The sequence below is a fragment of the Streptomyces sp. NBC_01198 genome (assembly GCF_036010485.1).
GTDB lineage: Bacteria > Actinomycetota > Actinomycetes > Streptomycetales > Streptomycetaceae > Actinacidiphila.
Map to the genome: position 1 here is coordinate 2,738,215 of NZ_CP108568.1, position 21,566 is coordinate 2,759,780.

At 73.3% G+C, this 21,566-nt stretch carries 23 protein-coding genes; 12 read left to right on the forward strand and 11 right to left on the reverse strand.

Translation table 11 applies throughout. From position 1 onward, the window contains the following. Positions 1-230 precede the first annotated feature (230 nt). Positions 231-1,592, reverse strand: coding sequence for a DUF3152 domain-containing protein (locus OG702_RS12120; protein ID WP_327288880.1), 1,362 nt, complete (start codon positions 1,590-1,592; stop codon positions 231-233). Between the two features lie 8 nt (positions 1,593-1,600). After that, complete coding sequence (locus tag OG702_RS12125; protein ID WP_327288881.1) at positions 1,601-2,638, reverse strand: alpha/beta fold hydrolase; 1,038 nt, start codon at positions 2,636-2,638, stop codon at positions 1,601-1,603. Positions 2,639-2,833: 195 nt separating this feature from the next. Here OG702_RS12125 and OG702_RS12130 point away from each other — a divergent pair, with 195 nt between their 5' ends. The 4 genes from OG702_RS12130 to OG702_RS12145 all read left to right on the forward strand — a co-directional run bounded on the left by OG702_RS12130 (position 2,834) and on the right by OG702_RS12145 (position 4,703). Further along, positions 2,834-3,085 carry a hypothetical protein gene (locus tag OG702_RS12130; RefSeq protein WP_327288882.1) on the forward strand — a complete coding sequence of 84 codons (252 nt, stop codon included), beginning with the start codon at positions 2,834-2,836 and terminating at the stop codon, positions 3,083-3,085. Between the two features lie 177 nt (positions 3,086-3,262). Beyond that, positions 3,263-3,919, forward strand: coding sequence for a TetR/AcrR family transcriptional regulator (locus OG702_RS12135; protein ID WP_327288883.1), 657 nt, complete (start codon positions 3,263-3,265; stop codon positions 3,917-3,919). 150 nt (positions 3,920-4,069) lie between these two features. Continuing rightward, the gene (locus tag OG702_RS12140; protein ID WP_033171739.1) at positions 4,070-4,300 is read left to right on the forward strand and encodes a DUF3107 domain-containing protein; all 231 of its coding nucleotides are present in this window, start codon (positions 4,070-4,072) and stop codon (positions 4,298-4,300) included. Between the two features lie 124 nt (positions 4,301-4,424). Beyond that, entirely contained in the window at positions 4,425-4,703 is a 279-nt protein-coding gene (locus OG702_RS12145) for a hypothetical protein (RefSeq protein WP_327288884.1), read from the forward strand. A 33-nt stretch (positions 4,704-4,736) separates the two neighbouring features. Here OG702_RS12145 and OG702_RS12150 read toward each other — a convergent pair whose 3' ends face one another. The 3 genes from OG702_RS12150 to OG702_RS12160 form a co-directional block, all read right to left on the reverse strand. Continuing rightward, complete coding sequence (locus OG702_RS12150) at positions 4,737-5,858, reverse strand: CU044_5270 family protein (RefSeq protein ID WP_327288885.1); 1,122 nt, start codon at positions 5,856-5,858, stop codon at positions 4,737-4,739. Continuing rightward, complete coding sequence (locus OG702_RS12155; RefSeq protein WP_327288886.1) at positions 5,851-6,489, reverse strand: RNA polymerase sigma factor; 639 nt, start codon at positions 6,487-6,489, stop codon at positions 5,851-5,853. Before OG702_RS12155 ends, OG702_RS12150 begins: the two co-directional genes overlap by 8 nt. Before the next feature lie 132 nt (positions 6,490-6,621). Then, entirely contained in the window at positions 6,622-7,371 is a 750-nt protein-coding gene (locus OG702_RS12160) for a ferritin-like fold-containing protein (protein WP_327288887.1), read from the reverse strand. 372 nt (positions 7,372-7,743) lie between these two features. Here OG702_RS12160 and OG702_RS12165 point away from each other — a divergent pair, with 372 nt between their 5' ends. The 3 genes from OG702_RS12165 (at position 7,744) to OG702_RS12175 (ending at position 11,108) form a co-directional block, all read left to right on the forward strand. Further along, on the forward strand, positions 7,744-9,870 hold the full coding sequence (locus tag OG702_RS12165; RefSeq protein ID WP_442814395.1) for a DEAD/DEAH box helicase: 2,127 nt from the start codon (positions 7,744-7,746) through the stop codon (positions 9,868-9,870). A 106-nt stretch (positions 9,871-9,976) separates the two neighbouring features. Further along, complete coding sequence (locus OG702_RS12170) at positions 9,977-10,873, forward strand: alpha/beta fold hydrolase (protein WP_327288888.1); 897 nt, start codon at positions 9,977-9,979, stop codon at positions 10,871-10,873. Between the two features lie 94 nt (positions 10,874-10,967). Then, positions 10,968-11,108, forward strand: a complete 141-nt coding sequence (locus OG702_RS12175; RefSeq protein WP_327288889.1) for a hypothetical protein — start codon at positions 10,968-10,970, stop codon at positions 11,106-11,108. A 91-nt stretch (positions 11,109-11,199) separates the two neighbouring features. Here OG702_RS12175 and OG702_RS12180 read toward each other — a convergent pair whose 3' ends face one another. From OG702_RS12180 to OG702_RS12195, 4 genes are all read right to left on the reverse strand, one after another. After that, positions 11,200-11,808 (reverse strand): MarC family protein, encoded by a 609-nt coding sequence (locus tag OG702_RS12180; protein WP_327288890.1) that lies wholly within the window; start codon positions 11,806-11,808, stop codon positions 11,200-11,202. Between the two features lie 318 nt (positions 11,809-12,126). Then, entirely contained in the window at positions 12,127-12,981 is an 855-nt protein-coding gene (locus OG702_RS12185) for a PHP domain-containing protein (protein ID WP_327288891.1), read from the reverse strand. Between the two features lie 86 nt (positions 12,982-13,067). Further along, the gene (locus tag OG702_RS12190; RefSeq protein WP_327288892.1) at positions 13,068-13,706 is read right to left on the reverse strand and encodes a DUF6758 family protein; all 639 of its coding nucleotides are present in this window, start codon (positions 13,704-13,706) and stop codon (positions 13,068-13,070) included. Between the two features lie 99 nt (positions 13,707-13,805). Beyond that, a complete protein-coding gene (locus tag OG702_RS12195) occupies positions 13,806-14,390 on the reverse strand; it encodes a suppressor of fused domain protein (protein ID WP_327288893.1) in 585 nt (194 codons plus the stop codon). Between the two features lie 385 nt (positions 14,391-14,775). Between OG702_RS12195 and OG702_RS12200 the strand changes: the two genes are divergently transcribed. Next, entirely contained in the window at positions 14,776-15,912 is a 1,137-nt protein-coding gene (locus OG702_RS12200) for a magnesium and cobalt transport protein CorA (RefSeq protein ID WP_327288894.1), read from the forward strand. A gap of 9 nt (positions 15,913-15,921) precedes the next feature. Here the strand turns inward: OG702_RS12200 and OG702_RS12205 are convergent, their stop codons facing one another. After that, positions 15,922-16,917, reverse strand: coding sequence for a DMT family transporter (locus OG702_RS12205; protein ID WP_442814397.1), 996 nt, complete (start codon positions 16,915-16,917; stop codon positions 15,922-15,924). A gap of 72 nt (positions 16,918-16,989) precedes the next feature. Between OG702_RS12205 and OG702_RS12210 the strand changes: the two genes are divergently transcribed. Continuing rightward, entirely contained in the window at positions 16,990-17,496 is a 507-nt protein-coding gene (locus OG702_RS12210) for a hypothetical protein (protein ID WP_327288896.1), read from the forward strand. 30 nt (positions 17,497-17,526) lie between these two features. On the opposite strand, the gene OG702_RS12215 is transcribed toward OG702_RS12210, so the two are convergent. Beyond that, positions 17,527-18,267: a hypothetical protein gene (locus tag OG702_RS12215; RefSeq protein ID WP_327288897.1), complete on the reverse strand. Its 741-nt coding sequence runs from the start codon at positions 18,265-18,267 to the stop codon at positions 17,527-17,529. 137 nt (positions 18,268-18,404) lie between these two features. Between OG702_RS12215 and OG702_RS12220 the strand changes: the two genes are divergently transcribed. Genes OG702_RS12220 through OG702_RS12230 form a run of 3 tightly spaced genes read left to right on the forward strand, consistent with a single transcriptional unit; the run spans position 18,405 to position 21,506 of the window. Continuing rightward, a complete protein-coding gene (locus tag OG702_RS12220; RefSeq protein WP_327288898.1) occupies positions 18,405-19,736 on the forward strand; it encodes a magnesium transporter MgtE N-terminal domain-containing protein in 1,332 nt (443 codons plus the stop codon). Further along, positions 19,726-20,298 (forward strand): DUF1003 domain-containing protein, encoded by a 573-nt coding sequence (locus tag OG702_RS12225; RefSeq protein WP_327288899.1) that lies wholly within the window; start codon positions 19,726-19,728, stop codon positions 20,296-20,298. Before OG702_RS12220 ends, OG702_RS12225 begins: the two co-directional genes overlap by 11 nt. 32 nt (positions 20,299-20,330) lie before the next feature. Beyond that, a complete protein-coding gene (locus OG702_RS12230) occupies positions 20,331-21,506 on the forward strand; it encodes an Mrp/NBP35 family ATP-binding protein (protein WP_327288900.1) in 1,176 nt (391 codons plus the stop codon). Positions 21,507-21,566 lie beyond the last annotated feature (60 nt).

Sequence of the window (21,566 nt, forward strand, 5' to 3'; positions counted from 1 at the left end):
CGGGCGGCGCGGCGGACGGTTGTCCGCGGCACCACCAAAAGGGGTGAACAGGCGTAACTTCTCCCAACGTCGGGCGTTGGAGTCATCCCACGAATCCCGCCGGGAGGTGCCGTCGCGGTTCGGCGTCCCGGCGCGGGGCGTGCGGTTCCGCCCCCGGGGCCACGCCTGGGGGTATCCGCAGCGCGCCGGAAAACGCTGAGCCGCCGCGCCCTGGGGCAAGCCCCTGGGCGTTAGGGGAAGGGCCAGGCGTTCGGGCGGCAGGTGGGGCCGCCGTTCAGGGAGAGGAACTTGGTCTGCTGCATCATCACCGGGGCCGGGGCACCGTTCCGGGGGCAGCCCACGTGCCCGTGGCCCAGCCGGTGACCGACCTCGTGGTTGATCAGCATCTGGCGATACGCGTGCATCAGGTGCGGGCCGTACGTCTGCGCGCCCTGTGCCCAGCGGTAGGCGTTGATCATGGTGCGCGGCGTCGACGCCGCGTCGCAGGAAACGTTGTCGACCGTCGTGTCGAGCCCGGACCTGGCGCACCACTTCGCGGTCGTGCCGGGGCTGGCGAGGGTCACGACGATGTCCGCCTGGCCGGTCGAGACGCGCTCGAAGGTCATCGTGCCGCCGTGGCCCCAGCTGCGGCTGTCGTTGAGGGTCTTGAAGACCGTGTCGCTGAAGAGCCCGGGGTCCAGCGGGAGGCCCTTCTCGACGTCGACCCGGAAGGTCATCACCTTGCCCTTGCCGGGCGCGGCCTGGTGGCCGGGGACGGTCTCGAAGGCACCGGAGAGCTCGAGCGCGGGGTCCAGCGGATACTGCCGGTCCATCAGCTGGTCGTAGCCGACGGGGGCGACGGCCGGGGTCGCGCCGGTCGTCGCGGCCGGGCCTGAGCCCGGCGCGCCCGCGCCGGTGGAGCGGGTCGGCGTACCGGCGGTGGGGTCGGGGGCGGGGGTGTCCCCGCCGGTGCGGGTGAACTGGCCGTAGGCGGCGACAGCGACCGCGGTGACGACCGCGGCCGCGGCGACGCCGCTGATCGTCCAGGTGGCCTTGCCGGGTCTGCGGCGCCCGCCGGGGGCGGATTCGGGCTCGGGCGGGGCGGCGGGCGGCGGGGTCTCCGCGGGCGGGGCGGGGCGGGCGGGGGCGGGCAGCGGCTCGAAGGCGTCGAGGAACTCCTGCCGCGGCCGCGGCACCGTGCGGCCCGGCGTGTCCACCGGGTGCCGCGGCACCCGCAGGTCCCCGGCGGCCGCCGCGGTGGCGGTGTCGTGCGCGGCCCAGCCCTCGGCCCAGTCCTCGACGGGGTCGAAGGGCAGGCCCCGGCTGCCGGTGCCGCCGCCGCCCCAGGCGCCGGGCGTGCCCCACGCCCCGTGCTCGCGGTGCTCGGGGTGCGTGGGCGGGCGGGCTGAGTGGTCCTGGGGGCGTACGGCCGCGAAGGCGCCGCTGTCGCCGAAGGGGTCGAACGGCTCGGTGTAGGGGCCGCCTGAGCCGCGCCTGCGGCGCCCGCTGCCGGGGGTGCCCAGGGCGCTGCCGGGCGGCGCGAAGGTGCCGCCGGTCTGCGGTACGCGGTTGTCACGACCGTCCTGGCCGTCCCGCGCGCTGTGCTTGCCCACGCCCTCGATCAGCTCCCGCTCGCCGCAGTGCTCATGCCCGTCGTTGCGGTGACGGTACCCCCGGCGGCACGTGCGCGGGCGGCGATTTCGCCGCGCAGATCGCGGAAGGCCCGGTCGACCAGGAACGGGTGTTCCATCATCGCCACGTGGCCGCCGCCGGGGATGGTCAGCAGCCGCGAGTCGCGGAAGGCCCGGGACGCCTTGCGGGCCATGCGTACGGACACGAGTTGGTCGCGTCCGCCGTAGATCAGCAGGGTCGGTGCGAGCACCCGTTCCGCCTGCCGCCACAGGGAGTGCTGGCCGCCGAGGGTGTAGGCGTTCACGATGCCGCGGGTGGAGCGGACCATGACGTCCCAGAAGTACGGCAGGTCGATACGCCGCTGGTACTCGGCCGCGGCGGCGGCACGCTCGGGGTCGCCGACGACGGCCGGGTCGCCGTAGCAGAGCGACAGCAGCGCCTGGGTGCGGCGCTCCGGCGGCCAGCCGCGGGTGGCCCGTTCGTACAGCGCGGGCATGCCGGGCACGGAGGCGAGCGCGGTGGGGACGGCGGTGCGCTGCGGCGGCAACTCGGGCAGGGCCGGCGAGACCAGGGTGAGGGTGCGGACCAGGTCGGGCCGGGCCGCGGCCACCTTGACGGTGACGGCGCCGCCCAGCGAGTTGCCGAACAGGTGGACCGGGCCGCGCCCCTCGGCGTCCAGCAGCCTGACCACCGCGCGCGCGTGCGCGGCGACCGAGTAGTTGCCGTCGTCGGGCGGCGGGGAATGGCCGAAACCCGGCAGGTCGAGAGCATGTCCTTCGACGCTGTCGGCCAGCGAGGCCATCAGCGCCGACCAGTTCTGCGACGAGCCGCCGAGTCCGTGCACGAACATCGCGGGTTCGAGCTCACCGGCCGCCTCCCGCTCCGCGCTGCCGGTGCGGGAGCGGACCAGCAGGCCGAGCCCGGGGAGCCGCACGAACCGTGACGTCTCCCCGTCGGCGAGGACCGGCCCGGCCGGGGGCACGGCGGCCGGCGGAGCGGCGGCTTGCGAGTAGTCCGTCGAGGCCATGTGTCGATGTTACGAGACGATCACGCGGGCGACCGTGTGTTCGTCCGCACACGACCGCGCGGAATCGGCCGCCCGGCGCGGTCCTGCGGGATCGGGGACCGGCCGTACGCGCTGCGCGTACGGCCGGGTGCTCCTAGGCTCCGTAGGAGGGGGTATGCGGAGGGGAAGGGCGGGGACCGAGGGAAGGGAGGCGCCATGTCCGAGGAGATCGCGCACATCGAGCGGGAAGCCGACGAGGACGACAGCGACGCGGTCCAGAGCGCGCTCGACGACGATCTGGACCTGGAGGCGCCGGAGGCGGACAGCGCCGAGCAGCAGACCGAACTGCTCCAGCAGCGCGACGACCCGGTGACGGCCCGGCCCTCGGACCAGGACGAGGAAGCCGACCCTGCGGACCTCGCGGAGCAGCGCCGGGTGGTCGCACAGGACGAGGACGACTACCGCTGAGCGGCACGGACGCCGCCGCCGGGCTTCGCACCGGACCGGCACCGGCGGGGCCGCCCCCATCCAGAAAGTGAGAATGTGCGCCCGTACGGCGCACAGGGTCGTTACTCAAAAGTACGATGGCCGGTGCAGCGTTCTTTCGTTCGCTCCTTCGTTCGTTCCGCAGAAATGGGAGGCGGCGTGACAGCCATCGAGCAGACTCAGGCACGACCACGCGGCACGCGCCTGCCCCGCAGGGCCCGACGCGAGCAGTTGCTGGGGGCCGCCCAGGAGGTCTTCGTCGCGCAGGGCTACCACTCGGCCGCGATGGATGACATCGCCGAGCGGGCCGGCGTCAGCAAACCGGTGCTCTACCAGCACTTCCCCGGCAAGCTCGAACTGTATCTCGCACTGCTCGACCAGCACTGCGAGTCACTGCTGCAGTCGGTGCGCGGGGCACTGGCGTCGACCACGGACAACAAGAAGCGCGTCGAGGCGACGATGGACGCGTATTTCGCCTACGTCGAGGACGAGGGCGGCGCCTTCCGGCTGGTCTTCGAATCCGACCTGACCAACGAGCCGGCGGTCAGGGAGCGGGTCGACAAGGTCGCGATGCAGTGCGCCGAGGCGATCAGCGAGGTCATCGCGGAGGACACCGGCCTGTCCCGTGACCAGTCGATGCTGCTCGCGGTCGGCCTCGGCGGCGTCTCCCAGGTGGTGGCGCGCTACTGGCTGGCCAGCCGCAGCGAGGTGCCCAGGGACACCGCGGTGCAGCTGCTGACGTCGCTGGCATGGCGCGGTATCGCCGGTTTCCCGCTGCACGGCGCCGAGGGCGGCGGCACCGGCCAGCACCTCTGACGGCCACCGGACCCCGCCGCACGGCGGCCGGCCGGTGTTCGCTCACGGCGTGCACGAGGCGCGGATTTACCGCCGCCGCCGCGGGCTAGTCTGGCAGCGTACGGCGCGACCAACCGCGCACACCGCCAGACCATCGGAGGTATCCAAGCCGTGGAGGTCAAGATCGGCGTGCAGCACGCGCCGCGCGAGATCAGCATCGAGAGCGCGCAGTCGGCGGCCGAAGTCGAGAAGGCCGTCGCCGAGGCGCTGAGCGGTGACGCGAAGCTGCTGTCCCTGGAGGACGAGCACGGCCGCAAGGTGCTCATCCCCGCGGACCGGCTGGCGTACGTCGAGATCGGTGAGCCGGCCGCCCGCAGGGTCGGGTTCGGCGCCGCTCTCTGACGAACGGTCAGCGGGGCGGCGACCGGGAGTGCCCGGTTGCCGCCCCTTCGTTTTGCCCGGGTCCCTCCGGGGGTAGGACGAGTACGGAACGGTCCGTAACGCCGCGCCACCGGAGGGGAATCGCATGATCTGGCAGAGCGTCGCCTACGCCGCCCTCGGCCTGCTCGCGGCCTTCGCCGCGGCCCGGCTGTTCCCCGCCCGGCTGCCGTCGCCCCGGCTGCTGCTGGGCACCGGCCTGGTGGGCGGGCTGACCGGCGGCCTTGTCACCTACACCATCCTGGGCGGCGCCCACCCCGGCGGCAGCCTCGCGGCCGCCTTCGCGACCGCGGCGGCCGGCCTGAGCGTGCTGGCCCGCCCCCCGAGGCGCGGACGGCACGCGAAGGTCACCCCGCACGGGGTGTGAGCCGGGTCCGGGCTCCGGGGGGCGCGCCCGTCCTCAGCCGGCGAAGTTGTGCAGGACGGACGGCGGGGACGAGGACACCGGCCCCTTGGTCGCGTTGCGCTTGGGCACCTTCGGGTCCGGCGCCTTTCGCGGGGGCACGATCGAGGAGGCCGGCGGAATCGGGCCGCCCGGCACCTGCCCGACGTGGTCCACGACGCCGGCGGACCTCAGCGCGTAGGTCCTGAGCAGCGGCTCCGACCCGCGCAGGTCCCAGTTCAGGCCGCGGTAGGCGTAGGTCACCGGGTCGAGCACCAGATACTCCCCGTTCCCGCCGCGGATGCCGATCCCCAGACCTTCCCGTCCGGCGGCGTCCTTCAGCAGTCCGGTGTGGATCTCGACCCCCGGGATCACCGCGAGGGCACGGTAGAGCGCGGCGGCGTATTTCGGCGGCGTCGGCTGGGTGACCTGCAGGATGTCGAGGACCCTGCGGAACTGGTATTCCGGCGACTTGTGGGAGGCCGGGGCCGGGAACGGCCATCCCAGATCCTTGGAGTCGATCTGCTTGAGCGCCGCGTGCGGCTCCGCGGGCAGCGACGCCAGCCAGGCGCGGTCGATCCGCGGACGCGCGCCGAACTCGTCCCTGGCCGTGTCCTCCTCGATCTTCTTCGGCGGCGTGCCGTCCTCGGCCGGGTCGGGGACGTCCGCCCGCAGGCCGTCGCGGTAGCGGACCCAGCTGTCCGTGGTGGTGCACCACGTCCCGGTCCCCTGGCAGAAGACGGCGCGGGTGTACAGCCACTGGTTCGGGCCCGGCTGCTTGGACGGAGTCGCGGCGACCGTCGCGGCGGCGTTCGAGAGCAGGCGGGCGGCCGCGGTCGCCGGCGGCGCCGCGACGCCCGCGGGACGCGGTCTCCCGGCGCCCTGCATGAGCACCCCGGCGACGAGCAGCACCGCGACGACCGCGGTGGCCGTCAGCGCCACCAGGCCGTTGCGGCGGGCGCGCTCGGGCACGCCGCCGGCGCCGGCCGCTCCGTTCCCGCGCCACAGACGCCGCCCGGCGGTGCGGGTCCCGGTGGCGGTGATCTCCGACATCAGGCGACGGCGCCCGGCCGCGAGCCGTCCGGCGTCCGGGGTGGGGGCGTCGGCACGCAGTTCGCGTACCGCGGTCAGCTCATCCATGGTGGTCCCCTTCCGGGGCGTAGACGGGATGGGTGTCGCCGAGTGCGGAGCGCATCTTCCTGCGCGCGCGGTTCAGGCGGGAGCGGACGGTGCCGATCGGGATGCCGAGGGCGTCGGCGACCTCCGCGTAGCTGAAGTCCTCCCAGGCGACCAGCAGCAGGACGTGCCGGTCGCCGTCGGACAGCGCGCGCAGCGCGGCCGCGAGGGCGGCGCCGGCGGCCTGTGCCACGAGACGGCCGTCGACGGCGTCCGGGTCGGTCGCGTAGGTCAGGGCGACCGGGTCCGCGCCCGATCTGGCCAGGGCGCGGTAGGCGCGCAGCTCGCTCCTGCGGTGCCTGCTGATCAGGTTCGCCGCGATGCCGTAGAGCCACGGGCGGGCCTGCGGGCGGCTGATGTCGTAGTCCTCCCGGCCGCGGAAGGCGATCAGAAAGGTCTCGCCGACCACGTCGTCGGCCAGGTCGCGGCCGAGCCGCCGGGTGACATAGCGGTGCAGCCCCGGGGCGTGCCGGTCGTAGAGCCCGGCGAAGACCTCGGGGCGGGCGCGGGACCGGACGATCAGCTGGGCGTCGTCGTCATCGCCTGCCCCGGCGGGTTCAGCGGGTGGCGAGGGCCAGAGGGGTGCGGCGGTCATGGGTCTCCGATCTGCGGAAGCCATCTGCGCGCCGGAGACGCGCATTACCCGTTGTTGCCCGCAGCCCCCGAAGCGGTTCACGCCACCGCACGCGGCGCCGCACCTGCCGGGGCGACGCCGCGCCCGGAGCGGTTACGCGGCCAGGCCCAGGGCCGCCATGCGCTTGGTGTGGGCCTCGGTGATGCGGGAGAACATCCGGCCGACCTCGGCCAGGTCGAAGCCGTCGGCGACACCGCCCACGAGCATCGTGGACAGCGCGTCCCGGTCGGCGACGACCCGCTGCGCCTGCGACAGCGCCTCGCCCATCAGCCGCCGCGCCCACAGCGCGAGCCGGCCGCCGACCCGCGGCTCGGCCTCGATCGCGGCGCGCACCTTGCCCACCGCGAAACTGGCGTGCCCGGTGTCGTCGAGCACCGCGAGCACCAGGGTGCGGGTGTCGGTGTCCAGCCTGGCCGCGACCTCACGGTAGAAGTCGGACGCGATCGAGTCGCCGACATAGGCCTTGACCAGGCCTTCGAGCCAGTCCGACGGTGCCGTCTGGCGGTGGAACTCGTCCAGCGCCGCACCGAAGGGCTCCATCGCGAGGTTCGCCGACTCGCCGACCTCGGTGAGCCGGTCGCGCAGCCGCTGGAAGTGGTGGAATTCGGCGGCCGCCATCGCCGCGAGCTCCGCCTTGTCCTCCAGGGTGGGCGCGAGTTTCGCGTCCTCCGCGAGCCGCTCGAACGCGGCCAGCTCGCCGTACGCCAGCGCGCCCAGCAGATCGACCACCGCGGCCCGGTAGCGCGGGTCCGCGGACGCGGACGTCCAGTCCTGGGCGGCGATCCCGGTGGCCGGCGCGGCGGTCTCGGGTGCGGGCGTGGTGGTGTCGTCAGGCGTCTCCATGGAGCGCACAATAACCAAGTCCCGCGCCGCCGCCGACACCCTCCACGAGACCCGGCGATGTCCCTAACGAAACATTTGATCGGGTGCAGCCACGTGTTTCCGGGGTAGAGTGGTAATGCACCCGCCGGTAGTCGGCCTGGTTCCGAACCTCGGCGGGCGACGTGTGCAACACCTTGGATGCCCGGTCGGTGGCCCGATCGGCTCCGAACCGACCGCCCTCCTGACATCGGGAGGGGCGCCCACTCGCGGCTTGAGCGAGGGCAGCGGTCCCGCGCTCCACAGCCCCTCGAAGGCTGTACGACACCCCTGCGCGGTCAGTGACCTACGCCGAATCGCCGGCGTGCCCGGTTGCTCGACCCCCCTTGCCGCACAGTGCCGCGTCTCACAGAAGAGGCAAGCATCCTGTCCACCATCACCTTCCGCAGTCTCGGGATCCTCAACGAGACCGCCGAGGCCCTTGAGGCCGTCGGCATCACCACTCCCTTCCCGATCCAGGAGATGACGCTCCCGGTCGCCCTCGCGGGCAACGACGTCATCGGCCAGGCCAAGACCGGCACCGGCAAGACGCTGGGCTTCGGCCTGCCGCTGCTGGAGTCGGTCACCGTGCCCGCCGACGTCGAAGCCGGGCGCGCCACGCCCGAGCAGCTGACCGACACGCCGCAGGCCCTGGTCGTCGTCCCCACCCGCGAGCTGTGCCAGCAGGTCACCAACGACCTGCTGACCGCCGGCAAGGTCCGCGCCGTCCGGGTGCTCGCCATCTACGGCGGCCGGGCCTACGAACCGCAGGTCGAAGCGCTCAAGAAGGGCGTCGACGTGGTCGTCGGCACCCCGGGCCGGCTGCTGGACCTGGCCGGCCAGAAGAAGATCAGTCTGCGCCATGTGCGCACCCTGGTCCTCGACGAGGCCGACGAGATGCTCGACCTGGGCTTCCTGCCCGACGTCGAGAAGATCATGGGCATGCTGCCGGTGAAGCGGCAGACGATGCTGTTCTCGGCGACCATGCCCGGCGCGGTCATCAACCTGGCCCGCCGGTACATGTCGCAGCCGACCCACATCCGCGCGACCGCACCCGACGACGAGGGCGCGACGGTCAGGAACACCACCCAGCACGTCTTCCGCGCCCACTCGATGGACAAGCCGGAGCTGGTCTCCCGCATCCTGCAGGCCGACGGCCGCGGGCTGGCGATGATCTTCTGCCGCACCAAGCGGACCGCGGCCGACGTGGCCGAGCAGCTGGAGAAGCGCGGCTTCGCCTCCGGCGCGGTGCACGGCGACCTCGGCCAGGGCGCCCGCGAGCAGGCGCTGCGCGCCTTCCGCAACGGCAAGGTCGACGTGCTGGTGTGCACCGACGTGGCCGCCCGCGGCATCGACGTCGAAGGCGTCACCCACGTGATCAACTACCAGACGCCCGAGGACGAGAAGACCTACCTGCACCGCATCGGCCGCACCGGCCGCGCGGGAGCGTCGGGTACGGCGATCACGCTGGTCGACTGGGACGACATCCCACGCTGGCAGCTGATCAACAAGGCGCTCGACCTGTCGTTCAACGACCCGGAGGAGACCTACTCGACCTCCGCGCACCTGTTCGAGCTGCTCGGCATCCCGGCCGGCACGAAGGGGATACTGCCCCGGGCTGAACGGACCAGGGCGGGACTCGACGCCGAAGAGGTCGAGGACCTCGGCGAGACCGGCGGGCGCGGCGCCCGCGGCCGCCGTCCCGCGGGCGGCGGGCGTTCCGGACCTGCCGCGGCTCCGGCCGAGGAGCGCCCGGCCCGCACCCGGACCCCGCGGCAGCGCCGCAGGACCCGTGGCGGCGAGTCGGGGCAGACCGTGCCGGCACCCGCCGAGGCCGCCGAGTCGGCGACCGCGGTGTCGGCGCCGGAGGCCGAGGGCCAGAGCGGCCCCCGGACCCCCCGCCGCCGGCGCAGGACCCGTAACGGTGCCGGTGCCGCGGTGACCCCGCTGGCCGGGACCGCCGAGGAGCCGGCCGCCGCTGAGGTCGTGGCGGCCGCCGAGGTGGAGGTCGTGGCAGAGCCCGCCGAGGCCGCGCCCAAGACCCCCCGCCGCCGTACGCGCAAGGCGGTCGCGGCTCCGGCCGAGACCGTCGCCCCGGCCGGGAGCCCGGCCGAGGTCGTCGCCGAGGCGCAGGCCGCCGACGCGGGCGTGGCCGAGCCGGCGCCCCGCCGCAGGACCCGCAAGGCCGCCGCCGAGGTGCCCGCACCGGCCGCCGCGCCGGAGGCCGACGCCGCGGTGACGGAGGAGGCCCCCAAGCGCCGCCGTACCCGCAAGGCCGCCGCCGACGTACCGGCCCCGGCCGCCGCGCCGGAGGCGGACACCGCCGCCGTGGCCGAAGCGCCGAAGCGCCGCCGTACGCGCAAGGCGGTCGCCGAGGTGCCCGCGCCCGCGGTCGCCGCCGAGGAGACCGTGGTGAAGGCGCCGCGCCGGCGTACGCGCAAGGCGGTCGCCGAGGTGCCCGCCGCGCTGGCCGACGAGAGCTGACCCGCACGGCACCGAGCCCCAGTGAACACCCCCGGCCCACTCCGGCCGGGGGTGTTTCATGCCGAGAGGCAACCTGTCGGACATATGCACCGCGTAATCTCACTGCATGAGCCGACCGACCACCCTGGCCCTGCCGGAGCACACCACATCCCACCGGCTGGACACCTCCCGCGGGTCGTTCGCGGTCCTGGACACCGCTCCCGCACCCGACGCGCCCGCGCAGCACGGCACCGCACTCCTCGTCCCCGGGTTCACCGGCAGCAAGGAGGACTTCCTCGACCTGCTGGCGCCGCTGTCCGCGGCCGGCTTCCGGGTCGTCGCGGTCGACGGCCGCGGCCAGCACGAGTCGGGCGGTCCGCGTGACGAGGCCGCGTACGCCCAGCGGGAGCTCGCCGCGGACGTCGTCGCGCAGGGCGCGGCGCTGGCCGCCCGGGGTGACGGGCGCCCGCTGCATCTGCTGGGCCACTCGCTCGGCGGCCAGATCGTCCGGGCGGCGGTGCTGGCCGGCGGCCAGGAAGCGTGGGCGTCGCTGACGCTGATGAGCTCGGGACCCGCCGAGGTGGCCCCGGAGCAGCAGGTCAGGACCCAGCTGCTGATCGACCACCTGCCGACGATGGACATGGAGACGGCCTGGCAGGCGATGCGCGCGCTGGACGCCGACCGCGAGGGCGTCCCCGCGACCCCGGCCTGGCTCGACGACTTCCTGCACCGCCGCTGGGTGACCACCGTGCCCGAACAGCTGATCGCCACGGCACGCCAGTTGATGGCGGAACCCGACCGGGTCGCCGAACTTGCCGCCGTGGCGCTGCCGAAGCTCGTACTGTCCGGTGAGGTGGACTACGCCTGGCCGATCCCGCTGCTCGACGTGATGGCGGAACGGCTGGGCGCCCGGCGCGTCGTGATCAAGGGCGCGGAGCACTCCCCCAACGCCGAGCGGCCGGCCGAGACGGCCTCCGCCCTCATCGCGTTCTGGGCCGGCGAGGGTGCGCCCGGCGAGAAGTAGTCGGCTCTGCGAAAGAGTTTATTTAGGGTAGGGAATGTTTTGAAGGGGGTGTTCGTTGACCACACATGTAACGAGGGACGAAGGGAGAAGCCCCATGCGCTTCGAGATCATGCGACTCGACGACCGGACCGGCGACGCCGTGGACAGCACCGTCGTGGACGCTTCCGCCGTCAACAAGATCGTGCAGCAGGCCGCTGCCATCGGCCAGCGCATCTACATCCGCCCCGCGGACTGATCGCCGGCTCACGCAACGGCGCCCCGTACAGCAGGTCCGTACGGGGCGCTTTCGCATGTCCGGGCGCGGGCGAGCCGGGCGGCGGCAGGGCTCAGCCCTGGCCGTGGACGAAGCCGATGACGCCGTTGGCGACGGACTGCACGGCGATCGCCGACAGCAGCATCCCGGACAGCCGGGTCACCAGCACCACGCCGCCCTCCTTGATCACCCGGATGATCGCCAGCGAGTAGCGCATCGTCAGCCACAGCACCGCGTGCATCGCGACGATGGCCAGCCACACGGACGTCTGCTGGGCGACCCCGTCCGCGTGCTGCACCGCCAGGATCACCGTCACTATGGCGCCCGGACCGGCGAGCAGCGGCATCCCCAGCGGCACCAGCGCCACGTTGACGTCCTTGGTCTGCGTCGGCTCGTCCGCCTTGCCGGTCAGCAGGTCGAGCGCGATCAGCAGGAGCAGCAGCCCGCCGGCTATCCGCAGCGCGGGCACCGACACATGCAGGTAGTCCAGGATCTGCTGCCCGCATATCCCGAACACCGCGATCACCCCGAAGGCCACGCTCGCGGCCTGCAACGCCATCCGCCGCTGCACTTTGGCCGCCCGCCCGGAGGTCAGCGCGAGGAAGATCGGCGTGATGCCGGGCGGGTCCATGATTACGAACAGCGTGAAGAAAACGGAGCCGAAGAGGGTGACGTCGAACATGCGCTGGCTTTCGTCGTAGGGTGCGCCCTCGCGGTGGCGCGCGTCGCCACCGACCCGAGGGCCCACGATCTGTCATTTCCGGCCCATCGGCCGGTGGGTGGTTGCGCGCGCGGTTCCCCGCGCCCCTGGTGGCTTGCCCTCTGCCGAAGAGAGCACCCCCCCAGGGGCGCGGGGAACCGCGCGACCAGCCACGCTGCACCGCAAGTGCGAAGCCCCACCGCAAGTGGCACCCACAAAGGGGCGCGGGGAACCACGCGCGCAATCAGCCCCCACCCGGGGAGGGTCAGGGCCGACCCGGATGGCTGAGCCCGGCGGCAGCTAAACCGCGGAGATCGGCACCGCCCCCGTGGCCCGCGCAGCGATCCGTGCGTAGACCTCCGGGTCGGTGACGCACTCCCCGAGGGCGACCGTCTTCCGGGACCCGTGGTAGTCCGACGACCCGGTGGCGAGCAGCCCCAGCTCCTGCGTGAGCGCGCGCAACCGGGCGCGGGTGGCCGGGTCGTGGTCGACGTGGTCGACCTCCAGGCCGTCGAGCCCGGCGGCGCCGAGCTCCGCGATGACCTCGTCCGGCACCGTCTCGCCGCGCTTGTGGGCGCCCGGGTGGGCGAAGACGGTGACGCCGCCTGCCGCCTTGACCAGCCGGACCGCCTCGAAGGGGTCGAACTCCTGCTTCTCGACGTAGACCCGCCCGTCGTTGGCGAGCCACTCGGAGGTGAAGGCGTCGGAGACGGTCGGCACGACGCCGAGTTCGACCATCGCGGTCGCGATGTGCGGGCGGCCCACCGAGCCGTCGCCCGCGATGCGCTGGACCATCTCCCAGGTCACGGGCACGCCGAGTGCCTGGAGCTTGGCGACCATCCCCCGGGCCCGCGGCACCCGACCGTCCCGGACGAGCTCGCGCGCGTCGTACAGCTGCGGCTCGGCGGGGTCGAAGAGGTACGCCAGCATGTGCATGCTGATGCCGCCGTCCGTACGGCAGGACAGCTCCGCGCCGGTGACCAGCGTCAACGCCGTACCGTCGAGGGCCGCGGCGGCCTCCGCGTAACCGCCGACGGTGTCGTGGTCGGTGAGCGCGACGACGTCGAGCCCCGCGGCGGCGGCGTTGCGCACCAGCTCGGCGGGCGTGTCGGTGCCGTCGGACGCCGTGGAGTGGGTGTGCAGGTCGATGCGCACGGCACGGGCTCCCGGAGAGGCGCGGACAGGGGACGAAGCCAAGGATAGCTTCCGCCCGGACCTGCGATTCCCAGGGCCGCAGCGACTCAGGCCAGCAGCCTGGGGGTCAGAGCACCGCAGGGCAGCAGATCGACCTCGGCGCCCGCGTCGCGCAGGTCGGTCAGCACCAGCTCGTCGTACATCAGCAGGCCGCTCTCCTCGGGCCAGACGATGGCCCACAGCCACAGACCGCGGGCCTCGCCCGCGAAGACGACCCGGTCGTCGGGTGCGCCGCTGACATGCCACAGGGCGGTCGGGCGGCCGGCGGCCAGCACCTTGGCGTGCGGCGGTGTGTTCACGCACATGTTCGGACCGGGGTCGGGGCCGTCGATGCCGGCGTAACGGGCGCCGAGCCCGACCCCCAGCTCCTCCGCGATCAGCATCAGCTCGCCGGGTCCGCCGAAGGGCCCGGGACCGGAGCAGGCCACCGCGGTGGCCCGGCCGCCGCTGCGGTCGTCGCCCGCGGCGGCGACCCCGGAGAACAGCCAGCCGACGGGCAGCGGCCAGGGCATCCACACCGGCACCTGCGCCCGGTGGACGACCACTCCGAGGCCCTCGACGCTCGGCGGGACGACGGGCTGCAGCGGGTGCACGGTGCCGTGCACATCGCACTGCCAGGAGTCGGCGAAGAGGCCGGGCGCCCTGACCCTGCCACCGCACTTCGGGCAACTGGGTTCGCCCCTCATAAATCCCCACGGTCCTCCCACACCGTGCCCGCGTCAAGGACGATCACCCGTCCGGACCTTCCGCCTCCGCGCGGCGGACGGGCGCCCGCCGGGCGAGCGTCAGGGGAGGGTCACACCGCGGCGGAGCGGGTCGCGGAGGTCGGTGGGGTGGGTGAGCCAGAGGGAGCGCAGGGCGTCGGCGCCGTGGACCCGCTTCCAGGCCGCCTCGTTCGGGGTCATGGGAAGCAGCGGGTAGAAGCTGACCGGGTCGCTGGGCACGGGGAGCAGGAGGTCGTCGACGAGGCCGCCGGGCTCGGCGACCAGGAAGGACGTGAAGGGGGCCCCGGGCCAGAGCGGCTCGCCGACGTCCATCGCGTTGCCGGCGGCCAGGACGACGCCCTCGACCTGCGGGGACGCCGCCACCACGGCCAGCGGGCGCAGCACCGCGGAGGTGTCGGCGCGCCCGGCCCTGACGGTGAGGACGACCTCGGCGCGCGGCCCGCGCAACGGGTCGGCGAGCACGGCGACCGGGTCGGCCATGGGCTGGGCCGACATCCCGAGGGTGGCGTACCGCACCAGGTCGTCCGTGGTGAAACGGAGCACCTCGACACGCTCGGCCCCGACGAAGGTGACGGCCGCGCGGGCATCGGGTTCACCGAAGGCGGACCGCAGCCGGGCCTCGACCAGTGCCAGGATTTCACCCATGCGGCGAGCATAGATCGCGTAAGGATCGCGCCGGGCGCGACATTGTCGTCACCGGGGCTTGCTAAGGTGGGGCGTTCGCGCGTACGTCATCCCCCAGCGGGGACGGCCGGAGGAGGTGGGGACTGACATGGATCCTAGTCGACCGTGCAGTACCGGCCGCTCTTCCCTTGCCGCCGCCTCGCACGCAGTGTGACCCGCTGAGCCCTCGCGTTCCTTACCCGGCTGCCATGCCGTGAAACGCGATCCGCCACGGCCTGCCGCGGAGCGTCCCTGTTTCGGGAGAGCGCCCTGAACTGCCTCGTGATCACCGAAGCCTGATCAACAGCTGCAGCATTTCAGTTCAGTGCGGCGTGATGCCGTCGGCCAGTCCGTGAAGGAGCTTGCCATGTCGATGATCCGTGATCTTCGCGCAGTCGTGCGTCCCGCGCTGCGCAAGTCCACCGCTTCGTACGACTACGGCCCGACGCGGGACGCGATCACCGGCACCAGCGCGGTCGTCGACTGCGCCGTCTACCGCGACGGGGTGCGGTGCACCGACAGCATCGGGCTGCGCGACGCGCTGGACACGGTGCGTGCCGGGCGGGCGTCCGAGCAGTGCGACGGCAGCGACGGCTTCGTGTGGATCGGGCTGCACGAGCCGACCGAGCAGGAGTTCGCCGGGATCGCGGAGGAGTTCGGGCTGCACCCGCTGGCCGTCGAGGACGCGGTGCACGCGCACCAGCGACCCAAGCTGGAGCGGTACGACAATTCGCTGTTCACCGTCTTCAAGACGATCCGCTACGTCGAGCACGCCGAGCTCACCGCGACCAGCGAGGTGGTGGAGTCCGGCGAGGTGATGGTCTTCACCGGCCGGTACTTCGTGATCACCGTGCGGCACGGCGGCCACGGCTCGCTGCGTGCGCTGCGGCACCGCCTGGAGGACGACCCGGAGCTGCTCGCCAAGGGCCCCTCCGCCGTCCTGCACGCGATCGCCGACCAGGTGGTGGACGACTACCTGGCGGTGTCCGACGCGGTCCAGGACGACATCGACGAGGTGGAGATCGACGTCTTCTCCGCCGAGCCCGGCAAGTCCTCGCGCGGTGGTGACGCGGGGCGGATCTACCAGCTCAAGCGGGAGGTGCTGGAGTTCAAGCGGGCGGTCTCGCCGCTGCTGCGGCCGATGCAGCTGCTCGGCGAGCGGCCGATGCGGCTGATCGACCCGGAGATCCAGAAGTACTTCCGCGACGTCGCCGACCATGTCGCCCGGGTGCACGAGCAGGTCACCGGCTTCGACGACCTGCTGAACTCCATCCTGCAGGCCAACCTGGCGCAGGCGACCGTCGTGCAGAACGAGGACATGCGCAAGATCACCGCCTGGGCGGCGATCCTGGCGGTCCCGACGATGATCACCGGTGTCTACGGGATGAACTTCGACCACATGCCGGAGCTGCACTGGCAGTACGGCTACCCGACCGTGGTGGGCGCGATCCTGGTCATCTGCTACGTCATCCACCGCGGTTTCCGCCGCAACGGGTGGCTCTGACCAGCCGCGCTACGCGCGCTTCCTGCGGTCGGCGAGGATCACCAGGGCCAGGCCCGCGAGGATCACGCCGAGCGCCGGATACGCGGCGGCCGGCGGGGTCTGGCCCAGCCACAGGGCGGCGATCAGCGCCGCGCCCGGGGTCTCAAGAAGGATCGCGGTCGAGGTGGTGGACGGGCCGAGGCCGCGTACGACCCGGTTGAGCAGCGAGTGCCCGAGCAGCTGGGCGACCACGGTCAGCGCGGCGATCTTCAGCCAGCTGCGCCCGTCGTAGCCGCCGAGCGCCGAGCCGGACACCAGGCAGGCGCCGAGCAGCACCACGGCGGTGGTCGAGTAGCAGACGTAGGTGTACGCGGTCGTGGTCGCCGTACGCCGTACCTCCGCGCCCAGCAGCATGTAGCCGGCCGCCGCCAGGCCCGCTGCCAGCGCCAGGGCGTCGCCGGCCAGCGCGCGGGTGTCGGTGGACATGTCGATGCCGGTGAGGATCAGCACGCCGGCCACCGCGAGCGCGGTGCCGCCCCACACCAGGCCGGGCGGGCGGTGGCCGCGCAGCCGCAGGATCAGGGTGGTCCAGATCGGGGTGGTGGTGACCAGCGCGGTCGAGGTGGCGACCGAGGTCATGGTGAGGCTGGGCAGCCACAGCCCGAAGTGCAGCGCGAGCACCACGCCCGCGCACACCGACAAGGTGAGCGACCTGCGGCCCATCCGCCGCATCTCGTCGCGGTGCCGCCACAGGGCGACGGGGCTGAGCACCCCGACGGCCATGGCGTTGCGCCAGAAGGCGATGGCCAGCGCGGGGGCGGTGGTCGAGGCGATCAGCGGCGCCGACATCGACACGCCCGCTATGGCGACGGCGAGCAGCGTGAGGTCGGTCCCCCGGGAGGCGACCGCGCCGCCGGGCGGCTGGTCGTCGCCGGGGACGCCCGGGGCCGGGAGCGCGGCGGAGGTGCTCTGCGGGGCGGTCACGGCGCTCCTGGGGTGCGGACAGGTGTACGGGCGGGCGCCCATCAGCGTAAGGCCCGTAGCCGCCCCGAGCACCTGTCATGCTACGGCCGGGACCGGGCGCCCTACGCTGGGCACATGACGAGCGAGCACGCCGCCCTCATCGAGGAGGCCACCAGGAAGTCCGGCCTGGTATGGGTGAACGGCCTGGCACTGTGGCACGCCTGGATCGACGGGGCGATGTACGTGCTGTGCGGCGGGCCCACCGAGCAGCCGCTGCCGGCCGGGCTCGCCGACGGCGCGACCGCGTCGGTGACCGTGCGCAGCAAGGACAAGGGCGGCCGGCTGGTCAGCTGGCAGGGCCGGGCGGACCTGCTGGCCCCCGGCTCCGATCCGTGGTCCGCCGCGGTCGCCGAGCTGCGGACCAAGCGGCTCAACTCCGCCGACGCCGACACCGTCACCGACCGCTGGGCCCGGGAGTGCGCGCTGTTCCGGCTGACGCCGCAGGGGGACCCCGCCGAGCACCCGGCCGCGATGCCCGGCGGCTCGGGCGCCGCGGTGCCGCTGCCGACGCCGGCCACCACCCGGCAGCCGATCCCGGCCGGCCTGCCCCGCCTGCTGGCCCGCCGCAAGGCCCGCGGCTGACCGCCGGGCCCGGGTGCCCGTGCGGGCCGGCTACTTGTGCGAGGGCGTCGGGGTCGCGCCCACCGTCCTGCCGTAGTCGACGACATCGGACTTCGCCGGCGGTGCCAGCGTGAACTCCTGGCCCCAGTCGGCCAGCGTCAGCGTGCCCGCGTTGCCGGCCCGCTGGTAGCGCATCGGGTAGGGCGCGCCCTTCAGGGAGACGTCCAGGCTGCCCCCCTTGGACCCGGTGAGCTCGATGGTCCTGGTCGTGCCGACCTTGCGGTGGTCGCCGACGTCGAGGGTGCCGTCGAGCACGAACAGGTCGGCGAGCAGCACCTTCTTGTCGGTGAAGCCGCTGAACTGCTTGTACGCCGGGTCGCCGGGCGGCACCTTGACGTACTTGCCGTTGAGCTTGGCGGCGGCGGCCTGGCTGTCCTTGTCGTCGCCGGAACCGTAGAAGTCGGCGCCCGCCTTGAGGTAGAGGGCGTCGCCGACCCGCAGCAGCTGGAAGGTGTCGCCCTTGGTGGTGACCTCGCCGACGCCGCCGTCGGCGCGCAACCGCATGTCCAGGCGGTACGTCTGCCCGTTGCTGAGGACGGTGCCGGTGAGCCGTACGGTCGGTGCGCCCTGGGCGGCGGCGCCGGCCTTCTGCTCGATGGTCCGCGCGGGGAGCTTGGCTACGCCGTTCGTACCCGCGTCCGGGTCGTCGCCCATGCCCAGGCAACCGCTGAGCAGTGGGGCCGAGGCGAGGGTGACGAGGACGGCGGCGGCGGTCCTGCGACCGTGATACACGTGGACTTCGACCCCTCGGAGACGGCGGCTGCGGGCGTGGCAGAAGCTACCGCACCGTACGCCCGGCGAGCACCCCGCAGGGCGGGCAAGATCGGCCCGGCGTAATCTGGCCTGGGAAGACGGCAGAGGAGGCCCCGATGGTCGCAGGCGCCCCCCGGGTCTTCGTGTCGCACCTGTCGGGTGTCGCGGTCTTCGACGCCAACGGCGACCAGGTGGGACGGGTCCGCGACGTCGTGGCGATGCTGCGGGTCGGCGGCCGGCCGCCGCGGGTGCTCGGCCTGGTGGTCGAGGTGGTGAGCAGGCGCCGGATCTTCCTGCCGATGACCCGGGTGACGGGGGTGGAGTCCGGGCAGGTGATCACCACCGGCGTGCTGAACATGCGCCGCTTCGAGCAGCGCCCGACGGAGACCCTGGTGCTCGGCGAACTGCTCGACCGCAGGCTGCGCTGGCTGCCGCACGGCGGCGGCGCCACCGAGAGCACCGTGGCGGAGGACGCCGGCGAGGAGGTCACCGTGCTCGACGTGTCGATGGTGCAGCTGCCGGCCCGCCGCGGCTGGGAGATCGACAAGGTCTTCATCCGGCGCGGCAACGGCGGCGCGCTCCGCCGCAAGGGCGAGACGCTGACCGTCGACTGGTCCTCGGTCACCGGCTTCCGGCTGGCCGAGGACGGCCAGGGCGCGGAGAACCTGGTGGCGACCTTCGAGCGGCTGCGCCCCGCCGACCTGGCGAACGTCCTGCACCACCTGTCCCCCAAGCGCCGTGGCGAGGTCGCCGCCGCCCTGGACGACGACCGGCTGGCCGACGTCCTGGAGGAGCTGCCCGACGACGACCAGGTCGAGATCCTCAGCAAGCTCAAGAAGGAGCGGGCCGCCGACGTCCTGGAGGCGATGGACCCCGACGACGCCGCCGACCTGCTGGCCGAGCTGCCCGCCGAGGAGCAGGAGCGGCTGCTCACCTTGATGCAGCCGCAGGACGCGGCGGGCGTGCGGCGGCTGCTGTCCTACGAGGAGCGCACGGCCGGCGGTCTGATGACGACCGAGCCGATCGTGCTGCGCCCCGACGCGACCGTCGCCGACGCGCTGGCCAGGATCCGCAACCCCGACCTGTCGCCCGCGCTGGCCGCGCAGATCTACGTGTGCCGGCCCCCCGACGAGACACCGACCGGAAAGTACCTGGGCCTGGTGCACTTCCAGCGGCTGCTGCGCGACCCGCCGTTCACGCTGCTCGGCTCGATCGTGGACACCGACCTGCAGCCGCTGACCCCGAACACCGCGCTGCCCTCGGTGACCAGCTTCCTGGCCACGTACAACATGATCTCGGCGCCGGTCGTCGACGAGCGGGGGTCGCTGGTCGGCGCGGTCACCGTGGACGACGTGCTCGACCACCTGCTGCCCGAGGACTGGCGGGAGACCGAGCTGTACGGCGAGGAGCACGTCCGGCACGTGACGGAGACCGCCGATGGCCGCTGAGGACCGCGACCGCACGGCGTCGAACCGGCACCCCGCGGGCGCCACCGCCGCGCCCAGGTCCCGTGCGCGGCTCGACCAGCCGCGCGGGTCCCGCCGCAGGTGGCTGCCGGACTACGACCCGGAGGCCTTCGGCCAGTTCTCCGAGCGCATCGCCCGCTTCCTCGGCACCGGGCGCTTCATCGTCTGGATGACGATCACCATCATCGTCTGGGTGCTGTGGAACATCTTCGCCCCGCGGGCGGCGCAGTTCGACCACTACCCGTTCATCTTCCTGACCCTGGTGCTCTCGCTCCAGGCCTCCTACGCGGCCCCGCTGATCCTGCTGGCGCAGAACCGGCAGGACGACAGGGACCGGGTCAACCTCGAACAGGACCGCAAGCAGAACGAGCGCAGCATCGCCGACACCGAGTATCTGACCCGGGAGGTCGCGGCCCTACGGGTGAACCTCGGCGAGGTCGCCACCCGCGACTGGATCAGGTCGGAGCTCCAGGACCTGCTCAAGGAGATCGACGGGCGCTCCGCGCACCCCCGTGGTGACGAATGCGACGGCCGGGGCCGCTGATCGGCCCGCGGGCGCCGCCGTACCATCGACCTATGGCTACCACCACGTACGGCTCGGGCACCACGCCCACCGCCACCCCGACCGACGAGGCCGTGCGCGCCGCGCTCGGCACGGTGAACGACCCGGAGATCCACAAACCGATCACCGACCTCGGCATGGTCAAGTCCGTGGACATCGCCGAGGACGGCACGGTCGCCGTCACCGTGTATCTGACGGTGTCCGGCTGCCCCATGCGGGACACCATCACCGAGGGCGTCACGACGGCTGTGTCGGCCGTTCCCGGGGTCTCCTCGGTGCGGGTGACGCTGGACGTGATGAGCGACGAGCAGCGCCGGGCGCTGGCGACGACGCTGCGCGGCGGGCAGGCCGAGAAGGAGATCCCCTTCGCCCAGCCCGGCTCGCTGACCCGGGTCTACGCCGTGGCCTCCGGCAAGGGCGGCGTCGGCAAGTCCTCGGTGACGGTCAACCTGGCCGCGGCGATGGCCGCGGACGGCCTCAAGGTCGGCGTGGTGGACGCGGACATCTACGGGCACAGCGTGCCGCGCATGCTCGGCGCGGAAGGGCGTCCCACCCAGGTCGAGAACATGATCATGCCGCCGTCGGCGCACGGGGTGAAGGTCATCTCGATCGGGATGTTCACCCCGGGCAACGCGCCCGTGGTGTGGCGTGGCCCGATGCTGCACCGGGCCCTCCAGCAGTTCCTGGCCGACGTCTACTGGGGCGACCTGGACGTCCTGCTGCTCGACCTGCCGCCCGGCACCGGCGACATCGCGATCTCGGTGGCCCAGCTGGTGCCGAACGCGGAGATCCTGGTGGTGACCACCCCGCAGCAGGCCGCCGCGGAGGTCGCCGAGCGGGCCGGGTCGATCGCGGTGCAGACCCACCAGAAGATCGTCGGCGTGGTGGAGAACATGTCGGGCATGCCGTGCCCGCACTGCGACGAGATCGTCGACGTCTTCGGCACCGGTGGCGGCGACCGGGTCGCCGAGGGCCTGACCCGTACGACAGGCGCCACCGTGCCGGTGCTCGGCCGCATCCCGATCGACATCCGCCTGCGCGAGGGCGGCGACGACGGCCGCCCGGTCGCCCTGGCCCATCCCGACTCCCCCGCGGGTGTCGCCCTGCGCTCCATCGCCACGAAGCTCAGCTCCCGCGCACGCGGCCTCTCCGGCCTGTCGCTGGGCATCACCCCCCGCAACAAGTTCTGACCCGGCCCCTGGTGGCCTGCCCTCTGCGCAGAGGGCAGGCCACCAGGGGCGCGGGGAACT